The sequence below is a fragment of the Pseudoalteromonas sp. XMcav1-K genome (genome assembly GCF_044005875.1).
Lineage (GTDB): Bacteria > Pseudomonadota > Gammaproteobacteria > Enterobacterales > Alteromonadaceae > Pseudoalteromonas > Pseudoalteromonas spongiae.
This window is the reverse complement of the sequence record NZ_JBIPJE010000050.1, coordinates 614,218-635,134: the sequence shown is the minus strand read 5'-3', so window position 1 is coordinate 635,134 and position 20,917 is coordinate 614,218. Positions and strand designations below refer to the sequence as shown.

Sequence of the window (20,917 nt, the reverse complement as noted above, 5' to 3'; positions counted from 1 at the left end):
GCCTGCAAGCGAGGGATTTTTCAGCCGAGGTCTATGTTTTGGCTTGTTTTCAAGGAGAAAGAAATGTTCAAGTATCTATTGGTCTGTGTGACCATTTTAGTTTTTAGTTTACCCAGCTATGGGGCAGATAAACCCAATGTGCTTGTTATTTGGGGCGATGATGTTGGCATGTGGAATATCAGTGCCTACCACCGCGGTATGATGGGAGGTAAAACACCTAACATAGATAGCATAGCCAACAATGGCATGATATTTATGGATCACTACGCACAAGCCTCATGCACTGCAGGACGTGCTGCGTTTATTACAGGTCAATACCCGATGCGAACTGGGCTTAGTACAGTTGGTTTGCCAGGTGCACCACAAGGTCTGCAAAAGAAAGATCCTACGCTCGCCACTATGCTTAAATCGAAAGGGTATGTCACAGGCCAGTTTGGTAAAAACCATTTAGGCGACCTTAATGAGCACTTACCAACAAACCATGGTTTTGATGAGTTCTTTGGTATTTTATATCACCTTAACGCTGGTGAGTATCCAGAGCAACATGACTACCCGCAAGATGCTAAAACACAAAAGAAATTTGGCTTAAACATGCGTGGCGTTATTCATTCAAAAGCGCTCGCTAATGGTAAACAAGACATTAAAGATCTTGGCCCTTTCGGTAAAGAGCGCCAACGTAATTTAGACCAAGAAGTATTGGTTGAGTCAAAACGCTTTATTCGTGATGCTGTAAAACAAAATAAACCCTTCTTTGTTTGGCATAACACAACGCGTATGCACTACCAAACCAATTTAAACAAAGCCTATGACGGTAAAACCGGCTATGGATTATATGCCGATGGTATGGCTGAGTTGGATGATGATGTTGGTGAATTACTTGGTTTATTAGACGAACTTAATGTAGCAGATAACACAATTGTAATGTTCTCTACCGATAACGGCGCAGCATCTAACTCTTGGCCTGATGGCGGTAACCAGCCATTTCATGGCGAAAAAGGTGTTGGTGTTTGGGAAGGTGGCTTTAGAGTACCTATGCTTGTTAAATGGCCTGGGAATATTCCAAAAGGTGTAAGCACTGGTGAATTTATGACCATGGAAGATTGGATGCCAACAATTATGTCGTGGGTTGGCGACAAAAATTTAAAATCTAATCTACTCAAAGGCACCAAAATTAATGGTCAAAAATATAAAGTGCATTTAGACGGCTTTGATCAGAGTGATATCTTGCTAAACAATGGTAAAACAAAGCGCAAAGAGTTTTACTACTTTACCGAAACCACATTCCACGGTCTGCGCTACGGCGATTGGAAATTAATCTTCACGGAGCAAGAGCACTGGTTTAGGTCAACACAGCAAGCGCTAACTTCGCCGTACATTATTAACTTAAAAATGGACCCATTTGAGCGTTTTATTCACGCCAGAGGTTATGATGAGTGGGCAGAAAACCGTAGTTGGATTTTAGGCCCTGCGGGTAAGCAAATTGCAGATTTTGTAAAAACCTTTAAAGCATTTCCGCCCAGCCAAGAAAGTATGTCGGTACAGGTAGACAACATTGCTGACATGATTTCGAAACAAGCACACAGCCGATAATCAATTAAAGCCAACCGGTACAGCGTATTGTTACGCTGTACCGGTTGTTAAACACATTAAATCAAATAAGAAGCTGCATTTTCACACTTTTACCTTGCTAATAAATACGCCTTTATTACAACACTTTATCGCAAAAACCATCAACGCAGCCAAAGCTGCACAGAGCAAAAAAAAGCACTCAAAAGCGGAATAAAAGGCAATTAATGACAATTGTCATCTTACATTGATGACACTTGGCAGCTGTGCTGCGCGCATTCATTTGCCACAATTATTACATCAACTAAACAAGGAGAGACATCATGAACAACGTAATTAAACACTTTATTGAATACAGCTTAAGACATTTGCCACTGCTTATCGGGTTAACATTAATTAACCTGTTTACTGCACCAAATCATTTATGGGTGCTGTGGGTAGCATTATTTACGTTTATGGGCTTTTTTAACGAGGTGAGTTTTACAGGTAAAAATAGAGCTAGCAAGCGCGACGATAATGATACTTGGTAGGCGAATTCGCCTTACCAAGCATCACCACTTAAAACTCTCTATAGAAAATATGGTTTTATCGCGTATGCAGTGCAATTCCCATCATAATTACAAGAGTGGACAGAAAGGTTACAAACGTCAGCACAAGCGCAAAAAAAGATGCGAAGCCATTGTGATGCGCTTTGCCATAAAAACCGCGACAAGAGAGCCAACCAAATACAAAGCAAATTAAAACTGAGATCGGTGCATGAACGTCTGGGTTAATCATCATACTGATAAAGCCCAATAATCCAGTGCATAACACAAAATGCCCCATAGTATAAAAAGAGAACACCAGTGTTTCAGCGGTGTTATAAACCTGCCGATGCTTTTTGGAAAATAAGCGTAGAAAAAGTGCAAACGGAATACATAAGAAAATAAACCCTAAGTAGGTATAACCCTGATTGATAACCGACAAATACAAATCAGCATACTTTTTAGGAGCATTTTCTCCCAATAGACCTTTTAAACTTTCGAGCATTTCGGGAGATTGCTGTACTTGCGCAATCATTTTTTCAGATAAAACGTCTTTAAACACAAACAACATTAGTAATTGCGCTGCCGCGCCAATCAAGTAATAGGTTAACGGATTAGTAAAAATAACCCTTTGCCCTTCTACATGACGCTTTGCAACGGAACCCGGCGATTTAAAATGTTGAAAGAACGTGTAAAAAAATCCCTTATCGAGGTTAAGCCATTGCGATGGAATATCTATCAACAGCATTTTTAACGATAATCGCTCTGCGCGATAACGTTGCCCGCATGAAGGGCAAAATTTATCTTGTAATGGCGTATCACAATTTGCACACGCGCTTAAATGCGCTGAAACTTGATTTGCGTTATGTTCTAAACCCACAGTAGTCGCCTTATTCTTTTTAGGTAAAACGTTACCTAAGCGGCTAATAAATTACAAATAAGTATTTAAAGTAAGGTAAATTGAATAAACGTAGCGAGTTTACTTGGTGATTTGCTTACTAGGCTATTGATAAACGTTAACTTTAGCTGACCTTTGCTCTTAATGTTTTTTCTTCAAATACTTTCCTTCAGAAAAAAAATTCCCATAAGCTGTAATAAACAGCGTCTTTAATCCACTAACTAAAGAAAATACAAAACGGAACAAGGTGAATGGGAAGCGATTTTTATCAGCAATCGATACTGCCCTATGCGGGAATCATCATCAAAATATGCCGGGCATATACACATAGCCAAGAAGATTTTGATGACTATTACCAAGAGGTATGCCTGCAAATATTGCGAAGCAAAGACAGCTTCAACGCAGGTTCACAATGGTCGACTTGGGTTTACAAAGTGGCCTTAAATGTATGCTTAACCAATTTAAAACAGCGTAAGCAGGGCGAAAAACACTTTGTCTCTGATGCGTTACCCGACGAGGTACAAGATGATTTAAAAGCATTTAACTCAGACGACATTAACGTGCTTTACAACGCCATAAAACATCTGTCTGAGATAGACCGAGCAGTAATTTTACTTTATTTAGAAGAAAAATCTTACAGCGAGATTGCAGAAATAATCGGTGCTAACACCAATGGTATTGGCGTGCGCATTACGCGCATTAAAGAAAGATTGAACAAGTTTATAAACGCGCAGGAGTGAACACATGAACAAATCAATTGAAACAATGTGGAAACAAGGCTTTATTAGCGAAGGCGAACTAGTAGTGCCTAAAGTTAACGACTTATATAACAGAAAATCTCAAAACTTAGTTGATAAACTGCAACATATGTTTGCTGTGAACATTAAAGCAATCGTAATTGGGGCCTTGCTGTTACTCGTAGTGATGAGCTTAATCGGCGCTCCTTGGCTTGGCATATATATTTGTGTATTACTGGCTCCGTTGGTGCTGATGGCGAGAAAAGAGTTAGATAAATCGTACAACTTATCGAAAGGGCAAAGTAGTTTAGAGTATTTAGAAAGCTTTAACGCGTGGCTTCAGGATTCAATCACGCGATACGCTATTTACTACAAGTTTTTCTACCCATTATTTTATGTCGGAATGGTGTCACAAGGGCTTGCGAGTGATGCAGGCACTCGCGTAATGGCACGGCTCCTAAAAGCCTACCCAACTGACTATGTTTTTCTAGATATTCCTGGTTATGTGTGGGGTCTAATCACTGTGCTATTACTAGTGGTGATAAAATATTCAGCTGCACTCTATCGCCTAGACTTAAATATGATCTACGGACGACAATTTAAAAAATTAGAAGAGCTAATAAAAGATATGCGAGCATTAAAATCAGAATAACCTATCAAAAACATAATCAACAAAAGTGTAAAACGCAGCCTATTGACTGCGTTTTATGCATAACTTTCAAAACCTCAGCTATATATAGATCTGCGGCACACAATGAACGTTCAAAAGCGAATGAGAAAGTGGAGTTACGTCTTGCCCCAGTCTTGCGTTTAACACGATGCTACTTTTCACTAATGTGTGATTTAAGCCCGCTCTAAAATCCTCTAACTACTCTGGCTTGGCCAATTTACCGTTTTTAAGTAGTTCTTGATATAAACCCTCCAGAGGTTCTGGGATCTTATCGTGAAGATCAGGTTTTGCTACCAATAATTGAATTAGCGCTTGTTCTGCGCCATTTTTGTCATTTTCTTCAAGTTTAGCTAAAACAACGTTGAACTCTGAACGTGGTTCAATGCCTTTTAAATTCGGCATCGCGGACGGTGGCGCTGGAACGGATCGCGCTTTTTGCTCTGGGGCTACGCGTTCAACTCTTGAGCCTGTTACTTCTATTTTTTCTAACTGCACGTCATCTGCTAATAGTTCCATCATTTCAACTTGCTGTTCACGTTTGGCTATTTTCTTGGCTTGCGGTATCGCAGGCTTATCAATTGATTCTACTGATTTTAATTCCGATTCAAAATCTGGCTCTTGATAATACTGCCAAGGTGCAAACACGGCGATAGCAACCATTGCAGCTGCGATGCCTGAATAATGCCACCAGCGGTTTGGCTTTATGATAACGGGCTGCTCTTTGCTAATTGCATCGGACGCGTGGGCTAAAATGGCGTCATCGAGGGCTTTTGGCGGCAGCTCATCATTACCTTGTTGATAAAGCTGAATGATCTCTTTATCGTTAAATTGCTTAATCATACCTGCCTTTAGCCTCCTAATTCAGTTGCACCCGCTTTACGCTCTAAACATTCGCGAAGTTGCGACATAGCGTAGCGTAATCTGGTTTTAACGGTTTCAGGTTTTGCCTCAACAATGTCGCAAACTTGTGCGGGCTCAAACCCTGCTTCGTGGCGTAACAAAAACGCTTCGCGTTGCTGTGGTACAAGTAGCTCAACACAATGCTTAATGGCCTTTTGTAAATAATCATTATGCAAGGTGCTTTCGTGATGCGTTTGGTTTGAGGCAAGAGTAAGGTGATTGCCTTCATGTTGTTCGTCATCAACTAAAGACAAGTGCTCACCTCGTGCTGTTAACTTTCGGTGTTCATCAACCAACAAGTTATGAGCGATGCGATAAAGCCAAGTGCTAAATTTAGCCTCTACTTTGTAACGGGTGCGATTATCGATTACCCTCAGCCACACTTCTTGAAACAATTCTTGTGCTTTATTTTGCTGTTTTGTGCCTAATTGGCGACACACATAACGATACAAGGGCCCTTTATGACGGGCATAAAGGGCACGAAAGGCAGCTTGATCACCTTTTCCATAATCAAGCATAAGTGCCTCGTCCGTATCCATGTGTGGTTCAATTTTTTGAGTCATATAGGCTATAGTGATTCAGCTATAAAGCACTGGCAAGTTCAACCAAGTTAACAAATTCACCGCGATAGTTAAATGGGTCATCTCCCCTATTTGCTCGTGCAATTGTGGCAATATCTTGGTAATTCATACTGCCTAAGTACTGACTCTGCTTTAACTTTTGCGCAAATGCCGCGACTGAGGACGCAAATTTAAAATCCAAACTGGCACTATTGAAATTATTTAACACCTGTTGTTTATTAACTACTTGGCTAATTAATTTACTCTCCGTTTCACCCGGTAATTTATAGCGAATTTTTACCTGTAACAGTTCATCGCTAGCGCTTACCACTTGTTTTTGTTGGTAGCGCAGTGCATCAACTTGCCCTTTATTGCCAGCAAGCGTTAATTCATATAAGGCAGTAACAGTATGACCTGCACCAATTTCGCCGGCATCGACACTATCGTTATTAAAGTCTTCATCTTTCAGTAAGCGATTTTGATAGCCAATCAAACGATACTCTTTAACTTCTGCTGGGTTAAATTCGAGCTGAATTTTGACATCATTCGCAATACTTTGCAGTGTGCCGCTCATTTGCCTTAAAAGTACTTTTTGCGCCTCGTGCAGGGTATCAATATAGGCATGATTGCCATCACCAATATTTGCTAATTGTTCCATCATGGCATCGTTATAGTTACCGCGACCAAAGCCAAGTGTGGTTAACGAAATACCTTGTTTGCGCTTGTCAGCAATCATCTCTTTGAGTGCATCAATATTGGTTGTGCCAACATTAAAGTCACCATCAGTGGCTAAAATTATGCGATTCACCCCGCCTTTAATAAAGGCTTTTTTCGCCGCTTGGTAAGCCATTTTGATACCACTTTCACCATGTGTACCGCCACCTGCTTGTAGTTTTTGCAAAGCATTAATAATAGTTTGCTTTTCATTGCCTTTAGTGGGGCTAAGTACTAACTGTGTATTGCCTGCATAGGTCACCAAACTCACCGTATCGCGTGCCGATAACTGTTTCACCATCATGGTTAAGCTTTGCACCAGTAAAGGCAATTTGTTTTTATCATGCATCGAACCCGATACATCCACTAAAAACACCAAATTAGACGGCTTGCGTTCACTCACTGGTAAATCATAACCTTGCAAACCAATTCGCAAAATATGGCGCTCATCACTCCAAGGCGCTGGCGCTAATTCAGTAAAGGTAGCAAACGGCTGTGATTTATCTTCTGGTACGCGGTAGTTGTAGTCAAAATAATTAATAAAGGCTTCCTCGCGTACGGCATCTTTTGGTGGCTTTTGCCCCATGCTTAAATAACTACGCACATTGGCATAACTTCCGGTATCAACATCAACCGAAAACGTAGAAAGCGGTGTGGTTACAGCTTGAAATACCCCATTACTATCACTCGGCAGGTAGTTATCTTGGTTTTGAGGCTGCGTAAAATATTCAGGTGGTGGCGGTGGTGCTATGCGCTTTCTCATTGCAGGTGCTGCCATTAAGACATGTGGCTGACTGGCCTTCATGTACTTCACAACTCCCCCATCAGTTTGCACATCAGCCAATCGACTACCCGTCACAGTAACCTTTTCAACCTCGGCAGCCTCTTTATTTTCTAAAGCAGTTTGGACTTGTTTTTCATTTTCAGGCTGCTTTGCAATTGTTGTTTCCGATTCTTGATTCGAACAACCAGAAATAAATAGCGTGCCGATTGTTAATGCGATTAAGGTTTTATTTGTTTTCATAATCTGTCTCTTTTATAGATGGTTTAACGCTATAAACGGACGACGATAAGTTTGGGGGTGAATTATTTTTTAGGTTTTTGTTCGTACTCTCTTAGAGCTCTACCCACCACTTTTCACTTTTTAATGGCGTGTCAAATCATATTGGCACTCTTTGAAACAAAGAACACCTTAGAATTTGATTGATTTTCATACACAAATTACAAAGAATAACTACAAAACCAGCCAATGCTTTGCAACCTTTACGTGTTTTGCTAAGAGGATAAACTAAATGTTACAAATCATTTAAATGTCAAAAACAGCTTCATATTGACTGATAGTTTGATTACTGTAAATTTAACGGATTAATGGATAACCACATGTTTTAAAAACAATTACAAGGTTTTATAATGTATCAAAGGACTTTGATTAAGTTTTTCTTATTTATAACTCTATACGGTTTAGTCGCTTGTGGCGGTAGTAGTAAAAAACCAATACAACAGGTAAATAACTCCCCAATTGTTAACGCAGGTGCTGATTTTCATGTTAATGAAACCTATGAGGTAAAATTATTTGCAACAGCTTCTGATCCTGACGGCTCTATTACAACAATTAATTGGCAACAAACCGCAGGCCTTCAAGTAGAACTATTAAACAGTAATAGCCTAACACCATCATTTGTCGCACCTACAGTTGCTGTAGGTGAACAGCAAACTCAAATAACCCTCCAAATAACAGCGGCTGATAATAAAGGAGCTTCGTCCTCCGATAATATCACTATTACAATCAATGCTGTAAATGAAGCACCGATTGTCAATGCTGGTGAAGATATTGAAGTCAATGAAAAACAGTTGGTTGAAATTACAGCTACCGCAAGTGACGATGATAATAAAATAAAATCTATCCTATGGCAGCAAATATCAGGAACACCTGCGTTAATTGATGACATTAATAGTTTAAAACTTTCATTTGTTGTACCTAGCATTCCATTATCTCAGCAGCAAGATAAACTCGTTTTCCAAGTAATGGTAACAGATGAGTTAGGCTTAACAGCGGAAGATGACATTGTTATTACCGTTAATCCTTTAAGTCGTGCACCAATTGCCAATGCTGGAACTGACAAAACTTATTTATCAAGTGAGTTGATCCACCTTGATTGTTCTTTGAGTTCAGATCCTAATAGTTACCAGCTTTCATATGATTGGCAACAAACACAAGGGGATGAAATTTTAATAGAACAGGCCACTAGCTGTAATCCAAGCTTTACTTTACCTAACCAACCCTCTCAAGTAGATGTGATGTTAACTGTTACGAACGAACTAGGATTAGCATCTCAAGATACAGTGAGAATTACAGCGCGAGAATATCAAGGTAATTTAAATGAAATTGGGCACGATAAAGTAATTTTACAGAGTAAATTAAACTCAAATGGTATTTATCACCTTTCATTAAATCCTGAAAAGGACATCGCTTTTGTCTCTGATAGCAATATTTTAACTGCAGTTGATATTTCAGAGCCGTTTGATTTAAAACCTCACCCTTGGCAAGGTACTTCAGGAACCTGCCAATCCAGTTTTAGCCAAGGTAACTTTTTGGTTGCAAGTTGTGTTGACGAGCTTCGCTTTTTTGATATTTCTGATTTAAATAACATTCAATTGGTTAGCACAGTTAGAACAAATACCTCATTTAACAATTTTGAATTGTCAGGAAACCTTCTACTAGCATCAGCTCCAATAAATGTTGGTTCTAACCAAACAGAGCGTATTGTTGCTCTAGATATTTCAAATTTAAACAATGTCCCTTTTATAGATATTTCGACAATTAATAACGTTTTTAATGCTAACGATGCCTGGGTATCTGGTCTTGCAATCAAAGATAAGACCCTTTTCACCGCAGCAAGTGATGGAATGTTAAGGACTTTTGATATCTCAAATATCACAGCGACTAGCCTTATAGCTACATTAGATTTAAAGGTTCCCCTTGGTGAAATAGCTGTAACAGGAACAAGCTTGTCTGTCGCTGCGACAACAAAAGGTGTTGTGCTAGTTGATATAACTGAATCACGTAATCCGATTATCGCAGCAAACATTACAGCCCCTCAAGGAGCATACAACCTATCTCAAAATGCGAATGTGCTGAGTGTTGCCAGTACTAGCTTTAATGAAATCATGTTTTTTGATATTAATAATTTAAATTCACCAATTTTAATTGGTAAAAAAACTGAAGCATTTAGAGGTGTAGGGCTTTTCTTACAGAATGATACTTTATTCTATTTAGATAGCAGCTTAGCAGCATTAATTAGCCAAGATGTATCTAATTTATCTGGATTAGCTGGTGTTGAAATCACGCCTAGCACAGGAGCAAAAATTAGTAGTATTGCTGCCAGTAATAACAAGTTATTTTTTTCAAGTGACGATAACCGGTTAGTATCGGCGAGTATTACGGATAATAATAACCTAGCTATAAAAGCCTCGTTAGATGTTTCTCAAGCAAACAATATTACACTGATGGATGATCAGCTCTTCTTAGCAGCAAACGACAATTCATTGAAACTAGTCGATGTGTCTGATGAAAATAAACTAACTTTAACATCTCAATTGCAAGTTGATGAGGCTATTTCCGCAATAATCCCTCATGGTAATAATGTATTGATTAGTGAAGGTAATAGTAAGCTCCAATTACTCGATGTTTCAAAAGCCGAAGTTATCAAACCAATCTCAGAATTAATTCTGAATTCAGGCCGAACAATCGGAGGTATTGATTCAAATGACTTATCAATTATCACAGCAACTCAAGATAACTCTTCAGTAGTTCAATTAAATTCCAGCGGCGAATTAGAATCAATTGCCAATATTTCTTTTGACTCAGCTCCAGATGAAGATGGATGGGAATATAACTCTGTTGTTATATATAAGAATTATGCCTATCTTTTAGCAAAATACTATGGCCTTCGCATACTTGATATTTCCAATCCAAAATCTCCTCAATCGGTTAAATCAGTTTCAGACATATCGGGAAGTCAATTAAAGTTAATTGATAATAAACTGTTTGTAATTGACCCTTTTAGCGGAGTATCTATTTACGGCTTAGACGCTCCTACTGAACCGCGTCAATTATCAAGCTACTTAACTCGAAATTCTATCTATAAAGTCGCAATTGACAGTGAAAAAGTTTACAACTTAGAGCGAGAACGAGCAACTCATCATGATTGGACATTTTGGCCTCTAAAAGAAACTTTTTCTTTAGTTGACTTTACAAAGTCAATAAAGCTTAAACAGTCATATTCGCTAGTTAATACAGATTCAAATTTATCTTATGACGCAACATGGCAATTAGATGGTCCAGTAAAATTAGTTTGTATAGTAACAGGTGGTAGTTGCTCGGTTGAACAAGATACTACCAGTAAAACAGCTAAGATAATTTGGCAAATACCCAGTGATGCAGGTGATCACCTTATTTCAGTATTACTTGCTAATTCAAACTTTTATGATGTAGCTGAAGACAGTGTTATTGTAGAGTAAATCATAAGGGCAATACTATCACTTTGATTTCAAACCGTTAAACACAAAACACCCACCAATAATTAGGTGGGTGTTTTTTATTAACGTCAATATTCTTTCACAAGAGCTAAGGGTTCATCTCCTGAAACTATCAAATAAGTATTGCTCTCAATATCTAGTTTTTCAAATGAGTATCGTCCCCTGATATGTTCATTGAAAAACCTTCCCATGGATGTTGAATAATAAAAGTCGTCCCACAGCAGAATAGGTATATCAAAGTATCGATAGACTTCTCCAGACTCAAATTTCAAATCAAGCACTTTATTTATTGATGAGTAGCCGATATGTGAAAAAGCACTGGAGCTCACCGGATGTTGCTCAAATAGTGGGAATGGTATTTGATTCAAAACAGAGCCGTTTATTCCTTCACTAATCTTTGCTGCTACATTTGATGAGCGAATATAAGAGTCGATTAAGCCATGTCCTGTAGAATCAAACACTGATGCCATTGAAAAATTAGATGGCAGGCTTCCAAACAAAATTCTTACAGCTCGCATAATTGCATCTTGATCTAATGTTAAGTGAGAAATTAATTGAGAGTATTGATCACCCAAGCTCCCACCCAAAGAACTTGTTGGTGTTGCAATCGACGCTAAGCTTACAAGTGGGTAGTCTGATACAAAGTAACCATCTGAGTATTGGTAGCTAGAGATAACCTCATCAAACAGCGCATTTGTATAGAAGTTCCCTTGAGAATGACCTACTAAGATAATGCGATTACAAGAATGCATTTGAAATAGTAGCTTTTGATATGCATTTCTGTAATCCGTATCGTTTAATCTTGAATAATTTACATCATTAAATACATCTCTAATGACGGACTCTACTAATGCAGTTTCATCTGCTGAAAGCGCATCTATCGTGCCACCAATTATCGCAGTTATAATTCGATACTTTTCTGATGTTGGAGATAAATCTGCATATTTATGCTGTGCAACTTCAAATATTTGAAGATGTAATGCCTCATCTTCGTTGTGACTGCCAGTGGGCACTCTACCCTTTTGAAAATTATTCAAATAGACATCTTGAAAGTTATCTAACCAATATAGATTTTTACGAAATGCATCTGATGTTGTAAACATACCATTTACATAAAAAAGCCTTAATTGATCAATTTGTTTAGTACAATATCTATCTAATATTTGAATATCTGCAAATACCCAATTTGAACTCAGAGAAAGGATAAATACTATTAACCGTATCATTACTTTACTCCTTGTAAAGCAACACAATCTTTATCCGCAGCTAAATGAAAATCATCATCCCATGGAATAAGACGATGAACTTTATTTTGCCCTGTTCGATTAGCAAACGCTCTCTCCAAAGTGTTGAAATAGAGGAGTTTGGGGTTTCTAAAGTGTGGAAAATTAGTCTGTAACACTCTGGTACACATACTAATATTTACAAAATCCAAGATGATTTTTTTGCCTATATCTTCATCTAAATGAGAGAATCTATTTTGTTCAACATCAATCACTAATTGCAAGGTTGGTGCGGCTGCTAAACTAAAGGTGATAAGCTCTGGTGAGTCAAATTTTTCATAAACAACTCGCTCATAATCATCTCGAATACCGTTTGAGTTTTGATCGACGCCGTCTAACGTTTAATAGTCGTCAGGATGTACTGGTGGTAACTTTGGATCAACATAAAAAAGATCACGTATGCGCTGCCAACTATTATTAGTTTTAGGTTCGTGATTTTCATTCCAATAACGGGCAAGAAAATAGTCAGTACCAGATTTAACTAAATCGCCTCCCTGGTAAACCTTAGCAGGTTGCCATTTTTCTATGACTGAGTTTTGCACCCAGATCCACCCATCCCAATTAATATTATTTTTAACTGGTTCGATGCCTTTGACCCAGTGCATTGCCACAAATAGATTTTCGTTATGAGAAACCACATCACCTGCAATATAAACTGAACTTGCATTCCATGGATTATGTTTGGGCTGAATGGTAGCTAAATCAATGTTTTCCTTATAAGAAGCTAACCGTAATAAGTTCGTTGGATGAACGTGCGCGCAAAAAAGTAGACACGCTAACAGTATCATTCTAACCATTTCAAGTTCCTTTTGAATTAGTTGTTATTACTCCTTAACTCAAGTTCATTTTGTCACCAAAAGCAAATATAAAATGACATAATTATTACAACTCTTTGTTAATAATTGAAATTACTTACTCAAGAATAAAACAAAGACATTTTAAATCTGCGACAAGAAGATTTACCCATCACCCCTTTTTAGTAACAGCTCTTCATTTCATAAAAAATTAGCCTCAGATACGAGGCTAATTTAATACGTGAATTGCGATTAGAAACTATATCTCACGCCGACATTCCAGCTTAATGGTTCGCCACGAACAACGGTCGGGCTCCATGTAGCAATTGCTCCGTAGTAATCTTTATCAAGCGCGTTATCGATATTAAAATTAACAGTTAAATCGTCTGTTACATCATAACGCGCCATCAAATTGATTAAAGTTACATCAGACTGTTCTATTCGATATGGGGTGGTAATTGAAGAACCATTACTATCAAACTGCCCCGTTGGACGGCCATGTTCTACATAGTATTTACTTTTATAATTGATACCTAAACCAATTGTTAATCCATCCACTAACTCACTAAAATCATAAGTGGAATATACGTTAAATAACACTTTAGGTATTTCAGTATTAATACGCTCGCCGTCATTATCTTCTGTTTGTGTATAAGAAACACCACTGTAAATATTCCAACCATCGCTAATCGCACCTGAAACTTCCGCTTCAAAACCACTGGTTTCGTCACCATCACCACGTACTCGGTAAGGAGTATTACCCTGCGCAGTTTGGTAATTTTGATCAAAGCGCGGATCGCGCTCCGCAACCCCATTTTCAATGATTCTAAATAGTGCACTTGAGAAATTCAGGGCACCTTCAAGTAATTCAGCTTTTAAGCCAATCTCATAACTTTGGCCTGTAACTGCGTCTAACAAGTTGTCATTTGCGTCATAAACACGTTGCGGACGAAATGCATCAGTGTAGCTGGTGTAAATACTAAAATCTTCATTAAGGTCATAAACTAAACCAGCGTAAGGCGTAATTTCATTATCAATTTCACGATTATCGCGTTGCTTTAAAAATTGGTTAGTAAGTGGGTCGTAGCTATCTGAAGTGTAACGCCAATTAGTTGTTCTTAAGCCTGTAATAAGTTTAAAGTCATCATGCAGATTGACGCGCGTTGCGGCAAAGAAGCCACTTGTATCTGTGGTGTTAACATAACTTCGCCCTAAACGCTTAAAGTCATAACGCGGTAGTTTTCCATCCCATGTAAACCAATTTGGATTATCTGGGATACTAGATGCATTTGAGCTTTTTGTACCAAAACCGACAGATTCTCGGTCGTTCATGCTGTAACCAATAATCACTTCGTGAGTGCGACCGAATAAGTCAACAGGGCCTTGTAGCGTAAAATCAAATGTGACCTGCTCATCTTCACCGCCTGGCATTACCCAATTAGCACCAAATGTGCCTGAGCCATCAGGATTCAAGAAATCGTCGTACCAAAGAAACATTAAATGGCCGCCTTCCATATCAATGGTATTGTAGGTGGCCATTGCATTAAGTAACCAGCCGCTTTCAAAGGAATGATCGATACTTGCAAACGCAGTATGCTCCGTTAAAGGCCAAGCACTCCAAGTTGCAGACATACCTGTTTTACCTGGGCCTACTTTTACTTTACTACCATCATTAAAGAAATAAGGTTGATTATGCGAGTTCATCGCACCGCGCTGGGACGTATCGGCATATTCATAGCCGATACGTAATAGGGTGTAGTCAGTTAAATCTGCCTCGGCAGTCACATAAAGCGACGTTTTCTCTTGGCCATAACGTTCAATGTATGAATCTTTATCATTATAGGCAGCGGCGACACGACCTCGAATACGACCATCGCTGGTAAGTGGTGTTGAAATGTCTGTTTCAACGCGATAGTGATCCCAACGTCCTAGCGACGCTGCTACACTGCCTTGAAACTCTTTGCTCGTAGCACGCTTACGTACAATATTTACTGTCGCCGTTGGCTCGCCTTCACCTGTCATAAGGCCATTCGCACCACGTAATATTTCTACGCGCTCGTACGCAACTGAGTCGCCATCAACATCAGGACGGCGTCCACCACCAAACTGTTGTACACCGTCAATTTGAATACGATTTACTTCGCCGCCTCTAATATTGTATGAGGGGCGATCTAAACTACCTGTACTTGTTGCATGAAAGCCTGTTGAATGCTGTAAAATGTCTGTAATGTTAACTGCTTGCCAATCTTGTAATTGCTGATTAGTAATAACCGATACTGATTGTGGCGTTTCTCGCAAACTTAATACAAATTTGGTCGCAGATTTTGTAGCCGGATCCGAGTAACTGTTTGTGGTGTTGCCGTAAACGTAAATTCGTTCCAGCTCTTGTACGCGATCCGCCTCATTTTCTAGTTCGATTGAAGCGTTATCGCCACTGTCTTCCTGGCTGCTGTCTGCTATTTCGTGTTGTTGAGCCAAAACGTTAAACGAAATACTTTGAGAAATTATGAGTGCGAGTGTTGTTAACTTAAATGCTGGGATTGAAAGCTTAACGCTTTTTAGGGGATTCATTCTATTCCTTTTAAATAAATGTGTGATTGAATTTGCTCTCATGCAATAACAAACCAACATAACAGAAATAGAAATACTTATCATTACCATTGAATTTACAACACAACTTTTGTCACACCTCAAATTGTAACTGAATATTTCAAGCGTAAATCATGTTAATTTTTATAAGTTAAGTTTATGTTTTTGAATAATTTGTGGAAGTATTTAAAGGATTAATCATATTTTTGAAACAATAAAAATACTTCCATTAAATCAAAATAGTTCGGGTGTATTAGTTGTTTGTTTACGAGGAATCGACGACTCGTTAATGCGATTTGGACCCACTAAACTGCCTCTTTTCACAATCAGGAAATAAGACAGCAAATAAAATTTTAAAGCTGAATAATAGAAGTTGAAGAGGATCAATAAATTAAACTATTGATCCACAATATGGTTTACAGTGTTATTAGCAATAAACGGGCATTAGTCGACAATCACATGCGGTAAGTAACGGCTCATATCCTGTGTAATTGCGCTGTCATCTTCTCGAATTGAAATCCCGGCGGCTTGGTCATCCACCAGCCAACTGCCAATAAGTGTGTGGTTTTGGCCGAATTTCGGTAACGCATGTTTGGCTTGAAAGATAAACCCTTCTTCACCGTAAGGGCCATCAGAACCTGATGAGCCGCTAATAGGATTGCCTCGACTATCAACAAATGAAATATTAGCGCCTTCACGAGAGAATATTGGTTTTTTAACCAACACATCACATTCTTGCGCTAAGTGCAGTTCATCATCAAAGAATGCGGGCAATAAATTTGGATGATTTGGGAACAAGCGCCATAACATTGGCAACAATGCTTTGTTAGATAAAATCGCTTTCCATGGCGGCTCCATCCAGCGCATGTTTTGTTTGCCTAACAGGTTGCCAAACTCTTCTTGAAACATAAATTCCCAAGGGTACAGTTTAAACATCCAGTCGATAACCTGATCATCTGAATCTGTGAAGCGGTTATCTGCATCTACACCGATTTCTTCGATGTAAACAAATTTGGTGTTTAATCCAGCCGCGATTGCGCAATCTTCCATGTATTGCACTGTGCCGCGGTCTTCTTCTGAATCTTTACAGCAGGCAAAGTGTAAAGTCCTATCGGGGGTTAAATATTCAACCTCTTTAAAACGATTAACAAGCTTTTCTTGCAACGAGTTAAATTGGTCTGCTTTTTTTACAATTACGCCATTATCAACGTTATCAGCCAACCATAACCACTGCCAAAAAGCGGTTTCGTAGACTGACGTTGGGGTATCTGCGTTATTTTCGTATAGTTTTGCCGAACCATTGCCTGAATAAGCAAAGTCTAATCGGGAATACAAACTTGGGTCACCATTGACCCATGATTGGCGAATAAAATCCCAGTGCTGCTCGGGAATACAAAAACGCTTAAGTAGCGTTTCGTCGTTAATGACCTGGCTAACAACTTCCAAGCACATCTGATGTATCTCTTCAGTCGGCTTTTCCAGGTCGTTTTCTATTTGCTTAAGATTAAATTGATAATAAGCAGACTCATCCCAATAGGTTTCCCCGTACATGGTGTGAAATTTAAAGCCAAATTCTTCGGCTTTTCGCTGCCAGTTTGGTCGTTGCGCTATTGGGAGTCGTAGCATATTAGCCGCCCCAACCGCGAGAAGAAGACTTACCACCGCCCCAGTTAGACTTAGCAGATGCCTGAGCGCCAAACCCGCCTCGCGATATCGTTCGTGTTACCGCCGGTTTTGGTTTGGTTACAGAGCTAGGCACTTTATAGCTGCTTTTACCTGCACTACCTAAAATGGTGCCATCCGCAGTCATTATTTTTTGACGGTGTTTAGAGCCACTTTTTTGATAGGTGTATACAGGGTTGTAACGGCGTCGATGTTTACGCTCAAACGCGTCACCTACTTCATCAATTATCTCAGCGACAATGTAACCGGTAATAAACGGCGTAAAAAACCCTGAGCTGGATTGCTGACACTGACCAAAGTCAGCTTCACATAAATATTGGTGCTGGTAACGCGGCCCTGTGCGCTCTGCTTCTGCCAACGCTTCTTGGTAAGCAGCTTGACATTGCTCAACCGACAATTCAGTTTGGTCAACACAATCATCAACCGATGACACTACTTTAACACGTTCCTGTGGTTCACCTGAACATCCTGCAAGCGCCGCTGCAACACCAACTGAAAGTGGTGCAAGGCTAAATTTTCGTACTTTTTTTCGCAGCAATGATAAGTCAATATGTCTGGTCTTTTTCATCATGACCTCCCTACTAATATGTCATGCTTGCAGCGTTTAATAAGCCTACGGCAATATTGGTCGAAGCGAGAATAACACCAGCACTGATTTCGTTATCTTCAATACGTTTCACGATTTTTGGCATAAAGGCAAAACGCACAATTGCAAACGCGAGTAATTGCGCAATTAACGCGATACCGCCCCAAATTGCAAAGTCTAAAATGCCACCAGAGTTGCTTACCGCGCCAGCGAGTGCCAAAGCAAAACCCACTACCGCACCACCAAAGCCAATGGCAGCCGCTGCGTTTTTGTCTTCTTTGATGAGTTTCCATTCATCGTGTGGCGTTACAAAAGCAAACAGTATTTTGAACACAAAAAGTAATATCAAGCTTATGCCAAACGACATTGCAAAATTAGTGACACCGGTGATCAGATCATAACCGTTTTCCATTATTGGACTCCTTTATCCATGTATTGTTATTTGAGAAGAACTTAATGTTATGCCAGTGCTAATTACCAAACACCGTGAGAGATTGCCTGACGATTCAAGCGATTCTTCTGCTGAAAGAAATAGCGACTCGGTTGTGCCATCGCTTAATTCACGTTCAAACAGCATGGTGAATTGGTCTGTTTCACTGGGTTGAGATTTACCATCGAAGGTTTTTTCGGCCATATGAACTGGGTTGTGATAATCACCCATTGAGGTCCATACGCGATTGTATTGATGCCCGTCCAATGTATAGGTAGGCGTGCCAATTTGTTGGTTAAGTAGTTTTTCCCACTGTGCTTGGTTTTGAATATCCAAGGTATCGAAGTAGTAAAACAACTTCACATCAACCACATTCTCGGCTGTTGGTTGGCCTTCACAAATTACTTGAAGCCATGCTTCATCATCTGTGTAAAACCGAAAAAGATAGGTGCCATCCATATCGACTTTACCAACAGCCTGAATAATCTGGGTGGCGGCAAAATCACCAATTACGAGCTCATCAAGTATCAGCTTAATCGCGAGTTTATCTATTTCAAAACTTGCTCCGAGTCGCAAGCCCATTATTTCTGGCGTTGAGATGGTCGCTTTTGGTTTGTCTTTTTTGAAGAAATTGAACATCAATGTTCCTTAGCTTTGCTTCATAGGTTGCTAACGTTACATGTGGGCTAACCAGTTGTCTACAGTGATGCTTACTGTTTAAAAACTAAAAAAGAGATAACTAAGTTATCTCTTTTTAAATTGGTTACTCACTAACCTGCGTTTTTCTTCGCTAGCAGCTGTGCAAGTTTGTCCTGACCCGATGTTTGACCACCTGGCGTTACACCTGCTGCTTTTAATTTTTCGTCAAGACTGCTGCCAGATTCATCAGCCGCACGCTCTTCAGCAGCTTCTAATTCAGCTGCTCGCATCGCTTGCTTTTGCTTAACACGTTCAAGGCTATCTAGTGCAGTTTTAACTTTGCTATTAGCACCAACATGATGGGTAGATGCTGCTGCTTGGGCCTTTTGCACTGACTCAGTCGCTTTTACCTGGTCGATTTGCTGTTCCATGCGTCGTACATTTGTTTTCGCTTTAGCAATGTTGTCTTTCAGGGTTTTCTCTGACTTTTCGAAACCATCAAGAATCGATTGTTCAGTTGCCATTTGGCTTTCTAAATCAGCAACGCGCTCTGCACATTCTACCGCAAGTTCCATATTGCCTGACTCACTTGCAGACACAGCATGCTCTGAGTATTTATCGATATCTGCCTGAAATGCAGCAACCTTATTCGAGGTTAATTTACGTTTTGCCATGATGCTAGTTAGGCTTTGATCTGAACGTCTTAACTCTTCTTTCGCTTCGCGAAGTTCTTGCTCTAAAATTCGGATGGCTTGCGTATCTGCGGCCGCTTCAAGCCCTTCATTTGTTGCGCCTACTAGCGCAGTCCATAATTTTTTAAGACTCATGTGACTTGCTCCTAATTGATATAATCTTCATACAGTTCAAGGAATTCTGGAATATTGGCAAACAAAGACTCAATTTCCTCAACAAGCACTGAATCTTTACTGTCAACAGACAACGCACCAAACGCCACGTAATATTCTTGCCCAGATATCGAACTAATACCTACAGTAGAAAGTGGAACCAACTGATGACTTTTTAAAATCAGTTCATTCAGTCCTGAAACATCTGTAACGCTACTTACCGGAAACAACACACTTTCAGCCACTACCTGTGTTTCACCCGCATAAACAAACACATCAATTCCTTCATCGTTTGAAATGCTTACACAGTCACCTTCTTGTTCAACAACCCAATCTGGATGTGTTGAAAACACCGTTTTCAGTTGTTCGGTATTAAAAGCCATTTTGATCTCCATATTTCTATTGGTATTAAATTAATGTCACATATAACTAACACTTGCAAGTTTTATATTGCACTAATTATTATTTTGTTACACTTAAAATGTATTTGTGTTATATCAATACAGGTAACTTTTAGCATTTAATATGCCTAGCCCTGTTTGCATTCAGTATTACGCTGTAGCAATACCGGTGCGCAATATAGGCTATTTATCTAATACATTGGCGTGAATGTAAACTACTTAGGTATTTTTTATGGATCAACAAACGAGTATTCAAAATAATCTAGCCCTCGCCCCTTACGGTGAGGCGTTTTCACGCTTTTTAAGCATGAAGCTAAAACAAAAAAAGGTTACGTATCCACAGCTAGCAGAACTGCTTGAACAAAAAGGTATTGTTCTAACCCCCGGCAACCTGCGCAACAAGGTGTCTAACAGACTAATGCCAACAAGCCTATTTCTTATCATTCTTGAAGTATTAAATGTAAAAGGCGACATCTTGTCTGAAATTCTTACCATGGCAAAAGAAATAGAAGACGAAGTGTAAGCGCACTTAGCGTAGGTTGGCAAAATGCGATTTTCT

Annotated in this window: 20 protein-coding genes; 6 read left to right on the top strand and 14 right to left on the bottom strand. The window is 39.3% G+C overall.

Annotation, left to right across the window (positions count from 1 at the left end; all coding sequences use genetic code 11):
- The first annotated feature begins 63 nt into the window (after positions 1-63).
- Together ACHSBP_RS19735 and ACHSBP_RS19730 are read left to right on the top strand one after the other, a co-directional pair.
- Positions 64-1,590 carry an arylsulfatase gene (locus tag ACHSBP_RS19735; RefSeq protein WP_395390230.1) on the top strand — a complete coding sequence of 509 codons (1,527 nt, stop codon included), beginning with the start codon at positions 64-66 and terminating at the stop codon, positions 1,588-1,590.
- A 299-nt stretch (positions 1,591-1,889) separates the two neighbouring features.
- Positions 1,890-2,096, top strand: coding sequence for a hypothetical protein (locus ACHSBP_RS19730; RefSeq protein WP_010558730.1), 207 nt, complete (start codon positions 1,890-1,892; stop codon positions 2,094-2,096).
- A 55-nt stretch (positions 2,097-2,151) separates the two neighbouring features.
- On the opposite strand, the gene ACHSBP_RS19725 is transcribed toward ACHSBP_RS19730, so the two are convergent.
- On the bottom strand, positions 2,152-2,970 hold the full coding sequence (locus ACHSBP_RS19725) for a DUF3667 domain-containing protein (RefSeq protein ID WP_010558729.1): 819 nt from the start codon (positions 2,968-2,970) through the stop codon (positions 2,152-2,154).
- Between the two features lie 269 nt (positions 2,971-3,239).
- On the opposite strand from ACHSBP_RS19725, the gene ACHSBP_RS19720 reads away from it, so the two are divergent.
- Together ACHSBP_RS19720 and ACHSBP_RS19715 are read left to right on the top strand one after the other, a co-directional pair.
- Complete coding sequence (locus ACHSBP_RS19720) at positions 3,240-3,728, top strand: RNA polymerase sigma factor (RefSeq protein WP_395390229.1); 489 nt, start codon at positions 3,240-3,242, stop codon at positions 3,726-3,728.
- A gap of 4 nt (positions 3,729-3,732) precedes the next feature.
- On the top strand, positions 3,733-4,377 hold the full coding sequence (locus tag ACHSBP_RS19715; RefSeq protein WP_010558727.1) for a hypothetical protein: 645 nt from the start codon (positions 3,733-3,735) through the stop codon (positions 4,375-4,377).
- A gap of 216 nt (positions 4,378-4,593) precedes the next feature.
- Here ACHSBP_RS19715 and ACHSBP_RS19710 read toward each other — a convergent pair whose 3' ends face one another.
- Genes ACHSBP_RS19710 through ACHSBP_RS19700 form a run of 3 tightly spaced genes read right to left on the bottom strand, consistent with a single transcriptional unit; the run spans position 4,594 to position 7,593 of the window.
- Positions 4,594-5,235: a hypothetical protein gene (locus ACHSBP_RS19710; RefSeq protein WP_010558726.1), complete on the bottom strand. Its 642-nt coding sequence runs from the start codon at positions 5,233-5,235 to the stop codon at positions 4,594-4,596.
- Positions 5,236-5,243: 8 nt separating this feature from the next.
- Positions 5,244-5,834 (bottom strand): sigma-70 family RNA polymerase sigma factor, encoded by a 591-nt coding sequence (locus ACHSBP_RS19705; protein ID WP_040641876.1) that lies wholly within the window; start codon positions 5,832-5,834, stop codon positions 5,244-5,246.
- 43 nt (positions 5,835-5,877) lie between these two features.
- On the bottom strand, positions 5,878-7,593 hold the full coding sequence (locus ACHSBP_RS19700) for a VWA domain-containing protein (RefSeq protein ID WP_010558724.1): 1,716 nt from the start codon (positions 7,591-7,593) through the stop codon (positions 5,878-5,880).
- A gap of 386 nt (positions 7,594-7,979) precedes the next feature.
- Here ACHSBP_RS19700 and ACHSBP_RS19695 point away from each other — a divergent pair, with 386 nt between their 5' ends.
- Positions 7,980-11,090 (top strand): peptidase M36, encoded by a 3,111-nt coding sequence (locus tag ACHSBP_RS19695; protein ID WP_010558723.1) that lies wholly within the window; start codon positions 7,980-7,982, stop codon positions 11,088-11,090.
- A gap of 86 nt (positions 11,091-11,176) precedes the next feature.
- Here the strand turns inward: ACHSBP_RS19695 and ACHSBP_RS19690 are convergent, their stop codons facing one another.
- From ACHSBP_RS19690 to ACHSBP_RS19645, 10 genes are all read right to left on the bottom strand, one after another.
- Positions 11,177-12,334, bottom strand: coding sequence for a KTSC domain-containing protein (locus ACHSBP_RS19690; protein WP_395390228.1), 1,158 nt, complete (start codon positions 12,332-12,334; stop codon positions 11,177-11,179).
- Positions 12,334-12,615, bottom strand: coding sequence for a hypothetical protein (locus tag ACHSBP_RS19685; protein ID WP_395390227.1), 282 nt, complete (start codon positions 12,613-12,615; stop codon positions 12,334-12,336). The genes ACHSBP_RS19690 and ACHSBP_RS19685 overlap by 1 nt, the downstream gene beginning before the upstream one ends.
- Before the next feature lie 117 nt (positions 12,616-12,732).
- A complete protein-coding gene (locus ACHSBP_RS19680) occupies positions 12,733-13,188 on the bottom strand; it encodes a hypothetical protein (RefSeq protein WP_395390226.1) in 456 nt (151 codons plus the stop codon).
- Between the two features lie 249 nt (positions 13,189-13,437).
- Positions 13,438-15,756 (bottom strand): TonB-dependent siderophore receptor, encoded by a 2,319-nt coding sequence (locus ACHSBP_RS19675; protein ID WP_395390225.1) that lies wholly within the window; start codon positions 15,754-15,756, stop codon positions 13,438-13,440.
- A 462-nt stretch (positions 15,757-16,218) separates the two neighbouring features.
- On the bottom strand, positions 16,219-17,400 hold the full coding sequence (locus ACHSBP_RS19670; protein WP_395390224.1) for a glutathionylspermidine synthase family protein: 1,182 nt from the start codon (positions 17,398-17,400) through the stop codon (positions 16,219-16,221).
- A 1-nt stretch (position 17,401) separates the two neighbouring features.
- Positions 17,402-18,025, bottom strand: coding sequence for a DUF1190 domain-containing protein (locus ACHSBP_RS19665; RefSeq protein ID WP_054979598.1), 624 nt, complete (start codon positions 18,023-18,025; stop codon positions 17,402-17,404).
- A gap of 13 nt (positions 18,026-18,038) precedes the next feature.
- The gene (locus ACHSBP_RS19660) at positions 18,039-18,455 is read right to left on the bottom strand and encodes a DUF350 domain-containing protein (protein ID WP_395390223.1); all 417 of its coding nucleotides are present in this window, start codon (positions 18,453-18,455) and stop codon (positions 18,039-18,041) included.
- Between the two features lie 12 nt (positions 18,456-18,467).
- Positions 18,468-19,112 carry a YjfK family protein gene (locus tag ACHSBP_RS19655; RefSeq protein ID WP_395390222.1) on the bottom strand — a complete coding sequence of 215 codons (645 nt, stop codon included), beginning with the start codon at positions 19,110-19,112 and terminating at the stop codon, positions 18,468-18,470.
- A gap of 131 nt (positions 19,113-19,243) precedes the next feature.
- Complete coding sequence (locus tag ACHSBP_RS19650) at positions 19,244-19,939, bottom strand: PspA/IM30 family protein (protein WP_010558715.1); 696 nt, start codon at positions 19,937-19,939, stop codon at positions 19,244-19,246.
- 11 nt (positions 19,940-19,950) lie between these two features.
- Positions 19,951-20,340 (bottom strand): DUF2170 family protein, encoded by a 390-nt coding sequence (locus ACHSBP_RS19645; RefSeq protein ID WP_395390221.1) that lies wholly within the window; start codon positions 20,338-20,340, stop codon positions 19,951-19,953.
- Between the two features lie 250 nt (positions 20,341-20,590).
- Here ACHSBP_RS19645 and ACHSBP_RS19640 point away from each other — a divergent pair, with 250 nt between their 5' ends.
- Positions 20,591-20,881, top strand: a complete 291-nt coding sequence (locus tag ACHSBP_RS19640; RefSeq protein WP_010558713.1) for a DUF6471 domain-containing protein — start codon at positions 20,591-20,593, stop codon at positions 20,879-20,881.
- Positions 20,882-20,917 lie beyond the last annotated feature (36 nt).

Excerpts from the sequence above, each read along its gene's own strand:
- ACHSBP_RS19670 (WP_395390224.1), bottom strand. The coding sequence starts at position 17,400 with ATGCTACGACTCCCAATAGCGCAACGACCAAACTGGCAGCGAAAAGCC.
- ACHSBP_RS19680 (WP_395390226.1), bottom strand. The coding sequence starts at position 13,188 with ATGGTTAGAATGATACTGTTAGCGTGTCTACTTTTTTGCGCGCACGTT.
- ACHSBP_RS19650 (WP_010558715.1), bottom strand. The coding sequence starts at position 19,939 with ATGAGTCTTAAAAAATTATGGACTGCGCTAGTAGGCGCAACAAATGAA.
- ACHSBP_RS19640 (WP_010558713.1), top strand. The coding sequence starts at position 20,591 with ATGGATCAACAAACGAGTATTCAAAATAATCTAGCCCTCGCCCCTTAC.
- ACHSBP_RS19695 (WP_010558723.1), top strand. The coding sequence starts at position 7,980 with ATGTATCAAAGGACTTTGATTAAGTTTTTCTTATTTATAACTCTATAC.
- ACHSBP_RS19710 (WP_010558726.1), bottom strand. The coding sequence starts at position 5,235 with ATGATTAAGCAATTTAACGATAAAGAGATCATTCAGCTTTATCAACAA.
- ACHSBP_RS19690 (WP_395390228.1), bottom strand. The coding sequence starts at position 12,334 with ATGATACGGTTAATAGTATTTATCCTTTCTCTGAGTTCAAATTGGGTA.
- ACHSBP_RS19655 (WP_395390222.1), bottom strand. The coding sequence starts at position 19,112 with ATGTTCAATTTCTTCAAAAAAGACAAACCAAAAGCGACCATCTCAACG.
- ACHSBP_RS19730 (WP_010558730.1), top strand. The coding sequence starts at position 1,890 with ATGAACAACGTAATTAAACACTTTATTGAATACAGCTTAAGACATTTG.
- ACHSBP_RS19660 (WP_395390223.1), bottom strand. The coding sequence starts at position 18,455 with ATGGAAAACGGTTATGATCTGATCACCGGTGTCACTAATTTTGCAATG.
- ACHSBP_RS19645 (WP_395390221.1), bottom strand. The coding sequence starts at position 20,340 with ATGGCTTTTAATACCGAACAACTGAAAACGGTGTTTTCAACACATCCA.
- ACHSBP_RS19675 (WP_395390225.1), bottom strand. The coding sequence starts at position 15,756 with ATGAATCCCCTAAAAAGCGTTAAGCTTTCAATCCCAGCATTTAAGTTA.
- ACHSBP_RS19735 (WP_395390230.1), top strand. The coding sequence starts at position 64 with ATGTTCAAGTATCTATTGGTCTGTGTGACCATTTTAGTTTTTAGTTTA.
- ACHSBP_RS19720 (WP_395390229.1), top strand. The coding sequence starts at position 3,240 with ATGGGAAGCGATTTTTATCAGCAATCGATACTGCCCTATGCGGGAATC.
- ACHSBP_RS19705 (WP_040641876.1), bottom strand. The coding sequence starts at position 5,834 with ATGGATACGGACGAGGCACTTATGCTTGATTATGGAAAAGGTGATCAA.
- ACHSBP_RS19665 (WP_054979598.1), bottom strand. The coding sequence starts at position 18,025 with ATGAAAAAGACCAGACATATTGACTTATCATTGCTGCGAAAAAAAGTA.
- ACHSBP_RS19700 (WP_010558724.1), bottom strand. The coding sequence starts at position 7,593 with ATGAAAACAAATAAAACCTTAATCGCATTAACAATCGGCACGCTATTT.
- ACHSBP_RS19715 (WP_010558727.1), top strand. The coding sequence starts at position 3,733 with ATGAACAAATCAATTGAAACAATGTGGAAACAAGGCTTTATTAGCGAA.